Here is a 14,123-nt window from a genome sequence, read left to right as displayed (position 1 = left end):
TGATGGAAATTATTACAGGTGGTGTAACAGCAGCAAAAGGCTTTCAGGCCGCAGCAACAGCAGCAGAAATCAAGTACAAGGGAAGAACAGATATGGCTATGATCTACAGCGAAGTACCATGTCTGGCAGCCGGAACTTTTACAACGAATGTGGTAAAGGCAGCACCGGTAAAGTGGGATCAGGATATTGTCTATAACCATCCCGCAGCACAGGCAGTGATCTGCAACAGCGGAATTGCCAATGCATGTACAGGTGAGGAAGGATTGGGTTATTGCCGTGCAACTGCAAAAGCAGCATCAGAAGCACTGCAGATACGGGAAGACAGTGTTCTTGTGGCTTCTACAGGTGTGATCGGAATGCAGCTTCCCATTGACCGGATCGCCAGCGGAGTAAAGGCTATGGCACCAAAACTGGATGGGAGTCTGGAAGCAGGAACGGAAGCAGCAAAAGCGATTATGACTACTGATACCGTAAAAAAAGAAGTGGCAGTACAGATCGAGATCGGTGGAAAAACAGTGACTGTCGGCGGCATGTGCAAAGGGTCCGGAATGATCCATCCGAATATGTGTACCATGCTTGGATTTGTCACCACAGATGCCAAAATATCCAAAAAAATGCTGCAGGAAGCCCTGAGTGAAGACGTAAAAGATACTTATAACATGGTATCCGTAGACGGAGATACTTCTACAAATGATACCGTTCTTCTTCTGGCAAATGGTCTTGCAGAGAATCCTGAGATTACGGAAAAAGGGGAAGATTACGAGATATTTAAACAGGCACTGAATTATGTAAATACAACCCTTGCCAAATACATTGCCGGTGATGGGGAAGGTGCAACCGCACTTTTTGAAGTAAAAATTATCGGTGCAGAGAGTAAGGAACAGGCAGTGACGCTCAGCAAATCTGTTGTCACTTCTTCTCTTACAAAGGCTGCGATTTACGGCCATGATGCAAACTGGGGAAGAATTCTCTGTGCTATGGGATATTCCGGTGCACAGTTTGATCCGGAAAAAGTAGATCTGTATTTTGAGAGCAAAGCAGGCAAAATCAAGATCATTGAAAATGGCGTGTCTACAGGATACAGCGAAGAAGAGGCCACCAGAATTCTTTCAGAAGAGGCAGTGACAGCAATCGCAGATATGAAAATGGGTGATTGTACAGCAACTGCATGGGGCTGTGATCTGACTTATGATTATATCAAAATCAATGCGGATTACCGTTCCTGATGATAAGAAAATGATACTGTAAAAGGAGTTCCGAAAATGGTTAATCAGAAATATCTGGACAAAGCTGAGGTGCTGATTGAGGCCCTCCCGTATATTCAGCGATTTAACCGTAAGATCGTTGTTGTGAAATACGGCGGAAGTGCCATGCTTGATGAAGAATTAAAAGCAAATGTCATCAAAGACGTTGTTCTTTTGAAACTGGTAGGATTCAAACCGATCATTGTCCACGGGGGCGGTAAGGAAATCAGCCGCTGGGTCGGAAAAGTCGGTATGGAAGCCAAATTTATCAATGGCTTGCGTGTGACAGATAAAGACACCATGGAAATCGCGGAAATGGTGCTTGGAAAAGTAAATAAAGAGCTGGTAACACTGGTTCAGACGCTTGGTGTAAAAGCCGTTGGAATCAGCGGAAAGGATGGCGGACTTCTGAAATGTCATAAAAAGCTTTCCAATGGAGAAGATATCGGATATGTTGGAGAAGTGGAAGAAGTCAACCCGAAAATCCTTTTGGATCTGCTGGAAAAAGATTTCCTTCCAATTGTATTTCCGGTCGGTTATGATGAGAATTTTGACAGCTATAACATCAATGCAGATGATGCCGCATGTGCGATCGCAGAAGCGATGAAGGCGGAAAAACTTGCATTTTTGTCTGATATTGAAGGCGTTTATAAAGACAAAGATGACCCTTCCACATTGATCTCCGAGCTTCATGTGAAGGAAGCAGAGAACCTGATTTCAGAGGGTTATGTAGGCGGAGGAATGATTCCGAAACTGCGCAATTGTATTGATGCGATTGAGCATGGAGTGAACCGTGTGCATATTCTGGACGGAAGAATTCCGCACAGCCTCCTTCTGGAAATTTTTACAAACAAAGGTATTGGAACAGCAATTTTACGAGAGGATGGCGAGAAATATTACGATGGACATGAATAAACAGATGGAAGAAGCTGAGGCTAGTATTCTTCATACTTATAACCGTTTTCCTGTAGTTTTTGACAGGGGAGAAGGATGTTATCTTTATGATACGGAAGGAATGAAATATCTGGATTTTGCCGCAGGAATTGCGGTAAATTCTCTTGGATACCATTATCCGGGATATGATGAAGCTCTGAAGGCACAGATCGACAAGCTTACTCATATCTCCAATTTATACTATAATCTTCCGATGAGTGAAGCGGGAGAGAAGCTGATCAAAGCAAGCGGAATGTGCAAGGCATTCTTTACCAACAGTGGTACAGAGGCAATCGAAGGTGCGCTGAAAGCAGCCAGAAAATATGCTTTTGCAAAAAGCGGAAAAGCGGATCGATATGAGATTATTGCTATGAATCATTCGTTCCATGGACGCAGTATGGGTGCATTATCTGTGACTGGAACAGCGCATTACCGTGAGCCGTTTGAGCCGCTGATCGGTGGTGTGAAATTTGCCGATTTCAATGATCTTGACAGTGTCAAGGCACTTGTAACAGACAAAACATGTGCCATTATTACGGAAGTGGTACAGGGAGAAGGCGGTATTTATCCGGCTGATTCTGAGTTCCTGAAAGGGCTTCGCGCACTCTGCGATGAGAAGGATATCGTTCTGATTTTTGATGAAGTGCAGTGTGGAATGGGCCGTACAGGATCTTATTTCGCATGGCAGTCTTACGGGGTACAGCCGGATGTTATGGCGTGTGCCAAGGCTCTTGGCTGCGGTGTGCCGGTAGGGGCATTTGTACTGAATGAAAAGGTTGCCGGGGCATCTCTGGCACCTGGAGACCACGGTACTACTTATGGAGGAAATCCACTGGTGTGTGCGGCAGTAAGCAAGGTATTTGATATTTACGAACAGGATCATATTCTGGAACATGTAAAAGAAGTGGCTCCTTACCTGGAAGCAAAACTGGATGAATTTGTTGAGAAATATGACTGTGTTGCAGCAAGAAGAGGAAAGGGTCTTATGCAGGGGCTTGTGATCACCGGACGTCCTGTGGGAGAAATTGTTAAGAAGGCTCTGGAAGAGGGACTTCTGGTAATTTCGGCGGGAAGTGATGTTCTCAGACTTGTGCCTCCTCTTGTAATCAGAAAATCACAGATCGATGAGATGGCAGATATTCTTGGAGATTGTCTGGAGGGCTGAGTCCATGGGAACTGCAGTTGTTCTGGCTGTTTTGATACTGGCTGTGGTGCTGGCAGCCAGAAGTATGATACGTGACAAAAAGTACGGAAAGTCCCTTCAGTGCGGTGGGGACTGCAGTCACTGTGCAGGACAATGTCACCGGAACGATTCTGCGTGGAAGGATTCTTGCTGGAATGATTTTTACAGAAAGGATTCTCACCGGAACAATCCCAAAGCCTGATGGTTTTCATTTGTCAGGCATAATTTTCTGAAATCTGTATAAAATCTAATAAAAAAAGCGGAAAAGGTGGATGTCTGTACATTCACCTTTTTTGACGGAACAGATGGAGGAATGGATATGTGGGGAATTCTGACAGCGCTTTTGTCAGGTGCGCTGATGAGCGTGCAGGGCGTTTTTAACACGGAAGTGACCAAACAGAGCAGTCTTTGGTTATCTACCGGATGGGTGCAGTTTTCGGCTTTTCTGGTTTGTGCAGCTGCCTGGTTTTTTACAGGAAGAGACAGTATCGGAGCATTGTGGCAGGTGGATCACAAATACACACTTCTTGGCGGCGTGATCGGTGCGTTTATTACGGTTACAGTGATTCAGAGCATGGGCGCGCTGGGACCGGCCACGGCGGCAATGCTGATCGTCATTTCTCAGCTTGCGGTGGCTTATGTGATCGAACTTTTCGGAATGTTTGGCGTGGACAGGGAACCATTTGAGTGGAGAAAAATCCTGGGCATGCTGATCGCGATTGCCGGTATTGTGATTTTTAAATGGAAAAAATAGAATCTGTTTGAAAATTGCTTTCTGACAGGAGTTGCAGCTTGCAGGCAGAAAAATTAGAATCACATAAAAACATAAAAATAAGAAAAGCTATTGTAAAAATTGTAATAATTCGTTAAAATATAGAGAAGGTTCTGTATGAGGAACGGGGAGCCTGCCATGTTGTAGGGCAGAGGGGTGAACCGGAGAACCATGCGTTATCAAAAGTTAAAAAAAGTGAATCATCCTGCCTGTATTTGTGTTTTTGCGGGAATTCTATGGTGTCTGATACTGCTTACAGCTGCAGGCTGCAGCAGCCGGGAAGCGCAATTTCTGGAAAGTGCCGGGAGTCAGACCGAAGAAGCTGCGGATGGAGAAAATCCTGAAACGGAGGAGGATACAGAGACCGCACCGGATGAAGAGGCTTCTGCACAGTCGGAGACAACGATTTATGTAGATGTATGCGGTGCAGTAATACGTCCTGGAGTATATGAACTGCAGTCAGATTCTCGTATTTTTCAGGCAATCGATGCTGCAGGAGGACTTTTGCCGGAAGCTGCCGCAGAATGTGTGAACCGTGCCGGTTTTTTGAGTGACGGGCAGCAGATCTATATTCCGACCAGGGAAGAAGCAGAGGCCGGTCTGCAGGAAAGTGCAGTGCAGGGAGAAATGGAACCTTCAGAAGGATCCGTGGACAGCGGATCCGGAAATACGAATGAAAAAATAAATCTCAATACCGCAGATGAAACAGCTCTGACGTCTCTGACAGGAATCGGAGCGTCCAAAGCACAGGCGATTCTGGCATACAGAGAGGAACATGGCGGATTTGCCGCAGTGGAGGAAATCCTGAATGTGCCGGGAATCAAAGAAGGAACATTTGCGAAGATCAAAGACAGGATATCAGTGGAATAAACGTATCGTTCCGTGAATGAATTTTCAAACATACTCTAGGCAACAGTCTCTGTGACACGGAGCAGATACAGATAAAATAAGGAGAACATGAATGAGCAGGAAAGTATTGGTAGTAGACGATGAGAAGCTGATTGTTAAGGGAATCCGTTTCAGTCTTGAACAGGACGGAATGGAAGTGGACTGTGCCTATGACGGTGAAGAGGCAGTGGAAAAAGCGAAAGAGAATAAATATGACATCATCCTGCTGGATCTCATGCTTCCGAAGATGGACGGGCTTGAGGTGTGCCAGCAGATCCGGGAATTTTCCAATGTTCCCATTGTGATGCTTACTGCCAAGGGCGAAGACATGGACAAGATCCTCGGTCTGGAATATGGTGCGGATGATTATATTACCAAACCGTTTAATATTCTGGAGGTCAAAGCCCGCATCAAGGCGATCATGCGCCGTGCCGGCTCTGACCATGAGCAGAAAGAAAAGGCAAAAACGATCCAGGCCGGAGACCTGAAGCTTGACTGTGAAAGCCGCCGTGTTTTTATTTCCGGCAAAGAGATCAACCTTACAGCGAAGGAATTTGATGTTCTGGAGCTGCTGGTGTTTAATCCAAATAAAGTATACAGCCGTGAAAATCTGCTGAATATTGTCTGGGGTTATGAATACCCGGGAGATGTGCGGACGGTTGACGTACATATCCGAAGACTTCGTGAAAAAATTGAGGCAAATCCCAGTGAGCCGAAATACGTACACACCAAATGGGGTGTGGGATATTATTTCCAGGCATAATCCATGAAAAAACGGGGCAATTTTTTTAAAAGTCTGCGTTTTCGTATTCTGATTATCCTGATTATTCTGGGAATTGTGCCAAGTGTCATTACTGTGGGAATGGTAATTAACAATTATGAAGATAAGGCCATTCAGATCCGTGTGGACGCAGTCCGGAATCAGTGTGAGATTTTGTGCAACCTGTTAATAAAATCAAACTATCTCAATGACTCCAGCTCAGACTCTGTCAACAGCAAGCTGGAGTTATTGTCTAATGTTTACGGCGGAAGAATTCTTCTGGTTGACAGGGATTTCAGGGTAGTAAAAGATACGTATCAGATGGATGAAGGAAAGGTGATGATCTCTCCGGAGATTATCCGCTGTTTTAAAGGAGAAAATAATACCGGATATACCAGAAAACATCAGACTCTGGAGATTACGGTTCCGGTGAAAAGTCCGGATGTACAGCAGCTTCAGGGAGCCATGCTGGTGACTTTTTCCTGCAGGGAAATCACAGCAACGGTAGCGGAACTGGAGCAGAAAGGGATTCTGATCATCGGTATTATTGTTGTACTTGCAGTCCTGCTTGGCTATGTTCTGTCGACGGTCCTGGTGAAACCTTTTGCCCGCGTGACAAAGGCGATTGAAGATTTGACAGATGGCTATCAGAACGAGGAGATTTCTGTTCCGGACTATACGGAAACAGTGCTGATCACAGACGCATTCAATAAGATGGTGGCACGTATGAAAGTACTGGACGAATCCCGCCAGGAATTTGTTTCCAATGTGTCTCATGAACTGAAGACGCCTCTGACTTCCATGAAAGTATTGGCGGACTCTCTGGTAGGACAGCAGGGAGTGCCGGAAGAACTTTATCAGGAGTTTATGCAGGATATTACTGCGGAAATTGACCGCGAAAATAAGATTATTACAGACCTTCTTGCACTTGTAAAAATGGACAAGAAGACTTCGGATCTGAATATCACCCATATGGATATCAACCAGCTTCTTGAGGATATTCTGAAGCGGCTGCGTCCGATTGCGGACAAGCGACATATTGATCTGATCCTTGACAGTTTCCGTACAGTGGAGGCTGATGTGGATGAAATTAAATTTACTTCAGCGATCAGCAACCTGGTGGAAAACGGAATCAAATATAACGTGGATGACGGCTGGGTGCGTGTATCCCTGGATGCAGATCACAAATATTTTTATGTGACAGTTGCGGATTCCGGACTGGGAATTCCGGAAGATTCCATAGACCGTATTTTTGAGAGATTTTATCGTGTGGACAAATCTCATTCCAGAGAAATCGGCGGTACCGGTCTGGGACTTGCGATTACCAGAAGCAGCATAGCCATGCATCATGGCGTGATCAAGGTATTCAGCAAAGAAGGAGAAGGCACGACTTTCTCCGTTAGAATCCCGCTGTCATATATTCCGTAGGAGGTGTCAGATGAAGAAGTTTTTATCTATGTTTATGGCTGTTCTTCTGATCTGTATTCCACTTGCGGGGTGTACGATTGAAGTGGAAGAGGAACCGCAGGAAGAAGCGGCTGTTTCTTATCATATTTATTATCTCAGCAGTGATGCGGCAGAGCTGATTGAGGAAGACTATATTCCGAAGGAAGAAACCACAGAGTATATGCTGAAAGATCTTATGCAGCGTCTTGGGAAAAAAGCTGCTGAGGGAGAGGAAATCAACCTTCTGCCAAAGGAAGTGACGATCAATTCCTATAAGCAGCAGGAAAACGTACTGATCATCGATTTTAACAGTCAGTACAGCAAAATGAGCAGAGCCAGGGAGGTTCTGGTTCGTGCCGGAATTGTGAAGACATTTATACAGGTTCCGGGAATCGGTGCTGTTCGCTTTACAGTGGGCGGAGAAGATTTGAAGGATTCCAGAAATGCGGTTGTGGGTGAAATGACAGAGGATACCTTTGTGGAGTATTCTGATGAAAATCTGGACAGTTACCGGTATGATACCTTTACCCTGTATTTTACAGACAAGACAGGTACCGGACTTGTAGAAGAGAAGAGAAACGTCTATTATAAACGAAATCTTCCAAAAGAACGTGTGGTACTGGAGCAGCTTGCCAAAGGTCCTATGGTAAAAGATCATTACCCGACGATTCCGGAAAGTGCAGCAGTGCTGAGTGTGATGACTGCAGACCGCGTCTGCTATGTAAGTATGGACGCAAGCCTTACCGATTATATTCCGGAGGTTTCGGAGGAGGCGGTGGTATATTCGATCGTCAATTCTCTTCTGGCTGTCGGTGATGCGGATAAGGTACAGATTTCCATAGAAGGGAAGAACACCGGTAATTTCGGGGAAAATCTTCCGGTATACAGCTATTATGAAAAAAATGAAGAACTGATTGTAACAGAATAGGAACGATCACAATTGTGTTTGCAGACAAGTGAGCGGTACCGCTGTTTTGAAAGCGATGTACCGGGGAGGAACGTTATGGGAAAACGTCCGTTATGTCTGGTCTGCATACTCCTGATGATTGTTTTGTGCCTTGCGGATGGACTGGGGATTTCACTGGTCAGAGGAAATCCTCTTCCCCGGTCCCTCCAGGCATGGCTGGAAACACATCCGGATGCTGTTATCTGCGGGGAGGTTCAGCAGTGTGCAGAAACCGAATATTCCCAGTCTGTCTATCTCAAAAATGTATCTTTGCTTCTGAAATCGGAAGGAGCAGAGAAGTCTGAAAAAATTTCCATCGAAAATGTAAGAGTTTTTTTAAAAAACAATAAAGAAAATGCCATGGAGAAAATACCTGCAGGAACATTGCTGAAAGTGTCCGGCAGGCTGGTTCGCGTGCCTGAAACAAGGAATCCGGGAGAATTTGACAGCCGGCAGTACTATGCGTGCAGGCATATTTATTATTTTCTGAAAGATGGTGTGATCGAAGAAAAATCGGAGTCTTTTTCTGTATATCTGCAGGGACTGGAAGATGTGAGAGAATGTTTTGTGAATGTTTTCGAGAACACTTCAGGAGCGGATGCACCGGTGTTTGAGGCAATGCTTCTCGGGGAAAAAGGAAATCTGGAAGAAGAAACAAAAATGCGGTATCAGATGGCTGGCATGATTCATATTCTGGCTATTTCGGGCATGCATATCAGCCTTCTGGGTGAAGGGGTAAACAGGTTTCTGAAAAAGGCGGGACTTGGGCTGTTTGCATCGGGAATGCTTGCTCTGGGTCTGATGCTGCAGTACGGGATGATGACCGGCACAAGTGTGGCTGCCATGCGTGCAGTCTGTATGTTTCTGATGTCTGTGGGAGCACAGCTTCTGGGAAGATGTTATGACAGTCTCAGCGCACTGGGACTGTCGGCGGTCATACTTCTTCTCAGTGCGCCTGCAAATCTGTACAGCAGCGGATTTCTGCTGTCTTTTGGAGCGGTTCTGGGAATCCGGGCAGGAGCGGCTCTGGTAAAAATGACCGGAATAAAAAACAAAATCCTTACAGCATTACTTTCTTCTGCTGCGGTGCAGCTGGTGACGATGCCGGTGCTTCTGTATTTTTATGGAGAAGTTTCCATGGCTGGAATTTTTCTGAATCTTCTGGTGCTGCCAACTGTGGGGCTGGTGCTGCTGACTGGAGCTGCGGGAGGGCTTATTGGGCTTTTCAGCCTGAAAGCTGCGGCTGTGACATTGATTTCGGGGCGTGCTCTGTTATGGTTGTATGATTTCTGCTGTAAACTGGCAGGAAAGCTTCCGGTGTGTACCTGGATCGGAGGAAAACCGGAAATCTGGCAAATGATCATTTATTATGTGTTGCTGCTAATGGTATTTTTTGTGGGAAAAAAGGATGGATCTGCTGTCAGGATTTTTCGAAAAATCCAGGAAAAAGGGAAAGCTTCCGGAAGAGATAAAGTTCATGGCGAATGTTTCGGTCAGGAAAACGATAATCGGCGATACAAGTATATTCTGTGTGTCCTGCTGATGTGTACAGCAGTGCTCATACTCGGATGGCGTGACAGAAAAGGCCTGAAGATTACCTGCCTGGATGTTGGTCAGGGAGATGCCATTGTTCTGGAGACGGAGGAAGGATATCATTTTCTGGTTGATGGAGGCAGCAGCAATAAAACGAAGGTAGGACAAAAGCAGATTCTTCCCTTTTTAAAGAACAGGGGGATTTCGAAGCTTGACGGGATTCTGATCTCACATACAGATCAGGACCACATCAGCGGAATTCAGGAATTGCTGGAGCTGATGGCGGAAGATCTTACCGGAATCCGTGCGGATAAACTGATTCTGCCAAAATGGACACAAAAGAATGAAGCGTATGAGGAACTGGAGAAAACAGCTCTGCGTTCCGGCGTGAAACCTGTATATGCAGGACACGGTGATATCATACAGGCGGGAAGACTGGAATTGGCGTTTCTGGCTCCTGTGATAAATGAGGAGCAGAAAGAAGAGCCGGATGTCAATGAGAATGGGATAGTCTGCGAGGTGAGATATGGTGATTTCCGAGGGCTTCTGACAGGGGATATCGGAATGGAAACCGAAAAGAAACTTCTGCCGTATCTGTCTGATATAGATTTTCTCAAAGTGGCTCATCATGGATCCCGGTATTCCACAGGAGCGGAATTTCTGCAAAAGGTTCGTCCGGAGATAGGTGTGATTTCCTGTTCTTCTTCGAATACCTACGGACATCCGTCGGATGAGACGATAGAAAGGCTGAAAATGGCCGGGTGCCGGGTGGAATATACGATGAAGAACGGGGCGATACAATGCAGGACTGATGGAACGAAAATCTGTGTGACAGAATGGCTGCAAAATAAGGAAAAATAATTTCCGGAAAGAAAAATAAAGAAAACAGCAAAAGAAGAAAAAGTTCCGGCAAGGATACAGGTGCCTTTACGACAGGGATCTTCCATTTGTGTGAAGTATAGAAAACGAAAACAAGAAATTGTGCAAAATATACAAAAAACTGAAATGCGAAGAAAAATGGAAAAGTAAATATAGTTCGAAAAAAATAATAATTAGGCCGATATTATGCAAAACATCAGACAATATTGACAGAGATAAAAAAGGGTGATAAGGTTTGTTTATAGAAAAACAAGCATTTTGTATGGCAAAATGCACAAAAGCAAAACCAGACAAGGAGGAAGAAGAAAACATGAAAAAAAGAGTATTTGCAATGTTGATGGCAGCAGCTATGGTATCCACTGCAGTTGTGCCGGTATTTGCGGAAGAGGCAGCAGAAGAGACTACTGAGGCTGGTACTGTCAATGATGTGAACGATCCGAATTATCAGTGGCCGGATTATTCAGGAGAAACACTGAACTTTATGTGGTGGGGATCTGATACACGTCATCAGAAAACCATCGAAGTCATCGAAATGTATGAAGAGCTGACCGGAATCGATATCGAATACGAATATGCAGACGGTTCCAGCTACTGGACCGTATTCCAGGCAAAAATGGCAGGAAACGAACTTCCGGATGTATTCCAGATGGGAAATAACTGGGCAACCTATTATGACACGATCGAGCCTCTGAACAGTTATATTGACAGCGGAATCATCGATACAAGCTCAATCAATGAAGCAATGCTTGCAACAACGGTAAACAATGCAAACGGCGATGTTACCGGTATTTCCAACGGAGCAAATGCAAGATGTTTTGCATATAATCCGGCAATCTTTGATGAATGCGGCGTACCGTATCCGACCGAGAACTGGACATGGGATGATTTCGCAGCTGCATGCCGTGCCATTACCGAGCAGACCGGAAATCCGGCAATCACCACAGTAGAATACAACAGTCTTCTGTTCAGTGTGGTTACCCAGTGGAAAGAAGGCTATAACTTCTATGCAATGGATGGAAGCGATTTTGCATTTGAGGGCGATACAGAACCGATCGCATACTTTATGAACCTGTACAACGATCTGATGACAGAAGGATGCATCGGTGACTGGGGTATCCAGAATGAAATCGGACAGAACGTGGAAGCTGACTGGATCGCATACGGTGACGCAGCGATGATCATGCTTTCTTCCAACCAGTTCCAGGCTCTGAGTAATGCAGCATCCGAGAACGGAATTGAACTGGAACTCTGCACACTGCCAAAAGTTTCCGCAGACGGACAGTCTGGTATGGTAGTTCGTTCCTCTCAGCAGCTGAGCATTTACTCCAAATCTGAGAAAAAAGAAATCGCAGCAAACTTCATTAACTTCTTTGCAAACAGTATTGAAGCAAACAAGATTCTCAACTGTGAGCGTGGTGTTTCCATTAACAGCGCAGTACTTGAGGCGCTCAAGGCCGACAGCACTCTGACAGATGCGACAACTGCAAAAGTATATGATATCATCGATCTGATCGGTTCCATGGAAGATACCAAGAATTCCAGCCCGGCAGAACCTACAGCAAATGAAGAAATCTCTGACGTTCTTAAGAAAGAATATGCACAGGGTCTCTACAATGGTTCTTACGAAAATGGTGAGGAAGCAGCTGAAGCATTCTGGGCAGAAGCACAGGAAATCTGGGCAAAATTCGAAACACAGGAATAAAGAATTTTGATGAAACCGCGCTCTGAAGGATTTCCTTCAGGGCGCATTTTTTAAGGAGGACGACTATGAAAGAAAGCAGAAAAGCTTCACTGAAAGCATTTCTGAATAATGATAATACCGTGGGATATATTTTTGCGGCACCGTTTATTATCGGATTCTGTGGATTGACTCTGATTCCGATGGCGCTGTCTTTATATTATTCCTTCTGTGATTATAAAATTGGCGGAAATGCATTATGGATTGGTCTGCAGAATTATCTGAATCTGTTTAAAGATGCCACATTTGGAAACTCAATTATGGTGACACTGCAGTATGTATTGATCGGAGTACCGCTGAAGCTGGTTTTTGCATTATTTATTGCAATGCTTCTGACAAGACCTACCAGACTTCAGGGAATCTACCGTGCGGTATATTATATTCCGTCTCTGATCGGTGGTTCCGTGGCAGTTGCACTGGTATGGAAACAGCTTTTTGGAAGCCGCGGTCCGATTGTAAGCTTTATCAAGAGTATGGGTGTGACGGGATTTAACTTTTTTGGCAGTACGACATGGGCATTTATTCCGCTGGTGCTCTGTAATGCATGGCAGTTTGGTTCTTCCATGCTGATCTTTGCATCCGGGCTTAAGCAGATTCCTATGGATTATTATGAAGCGGCAGAGATTGACGGAGCCGGTGCAGTGAAAAGATTCTTTAAGATTACCCTTCCGTGTCTGTCTCCGATTATTCTGTTTAACCTTCTGATGCAGCTGATTTCCGGATTTATGACTTTTACACAGGCGCAGATCATCACAAACGGCGGTCCGAATCATGCGACAGAATATGTTTCCCTGTTCATCTTTACAGAGGGATTTTCTTATGGACATATGGGATATGCCTGTGCGGCATCCTGGATTATCCTGATCATTATGGCGGTTACCACCGGCATTATTTTCAAGACATCCAAGACCTGGGTATTTTATGAAGCAGATGAATAAGGAGGCCTTGAGATGAAAGCAAAGAAGAATATTTACACCGTATGTTATCATGTGTTTGTAGTGCTGTTTGGCTTGCTGATGATTTATCCGGTAATCTGGATGATCTTAAGTTCTTTCAAAATGAAAAGCGAAATTCTGGGAAATAATGCGCCGTTTTTCCCGACAGAATGGGTTTTTGAGAACTATCCCAACGGCTGGAAAGGTGCCGGAGAATACAGCTTTGCCACATATTTTAAGAACTCGATCGTCATTTCTGTACTGGCTACAGTGGGAACGGTCGTGAGTTCTGCAATGGTTGCCTATGCGCTGGCACGAGTAAAATTTAAAGGCAGGAAATTCTGGTTTACCTGCATGATTATGACCATGCTTCTTCCGGGACAGGTTCTGATGATTCCTCAGTACATTATCTGGAACAATCTTCATATGGTGGGTACGTTTGTTCCGATGATTCTGCCGAAATTTCTGGGAGTACCATTCTTTATTTACATGATGATGCAGTTTATCAAAGGACTTCCAAAAGAGCTGGATGAGGCGGCGATGATTGACGGATGCAACCGTTATCAGATTTTTTCAAAAATAGTGCTTCCTCTTCTGGGACCATCGATTATTACGACTGTTGTAATTCAGTTCTACTGGGTATGGGATGATTATATGGGACCATTGCTTTATCTTACCAAGCCGGGACTTTATACAGTATCCTTCGCAATCAAAAACTTTGCGGATGTTCAGGGAACCAATTTCGGCCCGATGTTTGCCATGTCCACACTGTCACTGATTCCGGTATTCCTGTTGTTCCTGTTCTTTAACCGTTATCTGATGGACGGTGTAACAGCGGGAAGTGTCAAAGGCTGATACAGGAGAAA

At 44.9% G+C, this 14,123-nt stretch carries 13 protein-coding genes; all 13 read left to right on the top strand.

Annotated elements, in window-relative coordinates; translation table 11 throughout:
• The first annotated feature begins 2 nt into the window (after positions 1–2).
• The 13 genes from argJ to ACTNEW_RS05860 all read left to right on the top strand — a co-directional run bounded on the left by argJ (position 3) and on the right by ACTNEW_RS05860 (position 14,112).
• On the top strand, positions 3–1,226 hold the full coding sequence (gene argJ, locus ACTNEW_RS05920; protein ID WP_441059072.1) for a bifunctional glutamate N-acetyltransferase/amino-acid acetyltransferase ArgJ: 1,224 nt from the start codon (positions 3–5) through the stop codon (positions 1,224–1,226).
• Positions 1,227–1,262: 36 nt separating this feature from the next.
• Positions 1,263–2,159: an acetylglutamate kinase gene (argB, locus tag ACTNEW_RS05915; RefSeq protein ID WP_441058955.1), complete on the top strand. Its 897-nt coding sequence runs from the start codon at positions 1,263–1,265 to the stop codon at positions 2,157–2,159.
• Entirely contained in the window at positions 2,152–3,342 is a 1,191-nt protein-coding gene (locus ACTNEW_RS05910) for an aspartate aminotransferase family protein (protein ID WP_441059070.1), read from the top strand. The genes argB and ACTNEW_RS05910 overlap by 8 nt, the downstream gene beginning before the upstream one ends.
• Before the next feature lie 4 nt (positions 3,343–3,346).
• Positions 3,347–3,562, top strand: coding sequence for a FeoB-associated Cys-rich membrane protein (locus ACTNEW_RS05905; RefSeq protein ID WP_441058953.1), 216 nt, complete (start codon positions 3,347–3,349; stop codon positions 3,560–3,562).
• A 117-nt stretch (positions 3,563–3,679) separates the two neighbouring features.
• Positions 3,680–4,114, top strand: coding sequence for a DMT family transporter (locus tag ACTNEW_RS05900; RefSeq protein ID WP_441058951.1), 435 nt, complete (start codon positions 3,680–3,682; stop codon positions 4,112–4,114).
• Between the two features lie 189 nt (positions 4,115–4,303).
• Complete coding sequence (locus tag ACTNEW_RS05895) at positions 4,304–5,002, top strand: helix-hairpin-helix domain-containing protein (protein ID WP_441058949.1); 699 nt, start codon at positions 4,304–4,306, stop codon at positions 5,000–5,002.
• A 91-nt stretch (positions 5,003–5,093) separates the two neighbouring features.
• A complete protein-coding gene (locus tag ACTNEW_RS05890; RefSeq protein ID WP_441058947.1) occupies positions 5,094–5,783 on the top strand; it encodes a response regulator transcription factor in 690 nt (229 codons plus the stop codon).
• 3 nt (positions 5,784–5,786) lie between these two features.
• Positions 5,787–7,208 (top strand): sensor histidine kinase, encoded by a 1,422-nt coding sequence (locus ACTNEW_RS05885; protein ID WP_441058945.1) that lies wholly within the window; start codon positions 5,787–5,789, stop codon positions 7,206–7,208.
• Between the two features lie 10 nt (positions 7,209–7,218).
• Positions 7,219–8,154, top strand: coding sequence for a GerMN domain-containing protein (locus ACTNEW_RS05880; protein WP_441058943.1), 936 nt, complete (start codon positions 7,219–7,221; stop codon positions 8,152–8,154).
• Between the two features lie 75 nt (positions 8,155–8,229).
• Positions 8,230–10,566, top strand: a complete 2,337-nt coding sequence (locus ACTNEW_RS05875; protein WP_441058941.1) for a DNA internalization-related competence protein ComEC/Rec2 — start codon at positions 8,230–8,232, stop codon at positions 10,564–10,566.
• 328 nt (positions 10,567–10,894) lie between these two features.
• Positions 10,895–12,286, top strand: coding sequence for an ABC transporter substrate-binding protein (locus tag ACTNEW_RS05870; RefSeq protein ID WP_441058939.1), 1,392 nt, complete (start codon positions 10,895–10,897; stop codon positions 12,284–12,286).
• 65 nt (positions 12,287–12,351) lie between these two features.
• The gene (locus ACTNEW_RS05865; RefSeq protein WP_441058937.1) at positions 12,352–13,260 is read left to right on the top strand and encodes a carbohydrate ABC transporter permease; all 909 of its coding nucleotides are present in this window, start codon (positions 12,352–12,354) and stop codon (positions 13,258–13,260) included.
• A 12-nt stretch (positions 13,261–13,272) separates the two neighbouring features.
• A complete protein-coding gene (locus tag ACTNEW_RS05860) occupies positions 13,273–14,112 on the top strand; it encodes a carbohydrate ABC transporter permease (protein ID WP_441058935.1) in 840 nt (279 codons plus the stop codon).
• Positions 14,113–14,123: the final 11 nt, after the last annotated feature.

Origin of the sequence: Blautia sp. HCP3S3_G3 (genome assembly GCF_052063365.1) — a bacterium.
In the GTDB taxonomy this organism is placed as follows: domain Bacteria; phylum Bacillota; class Clostridia; order Lachnospirales; family Lachnospiraceae; genus Blautia_A.
This window is presented reverse-complemented; position numbering and strand designations above follow the sequence as displayed.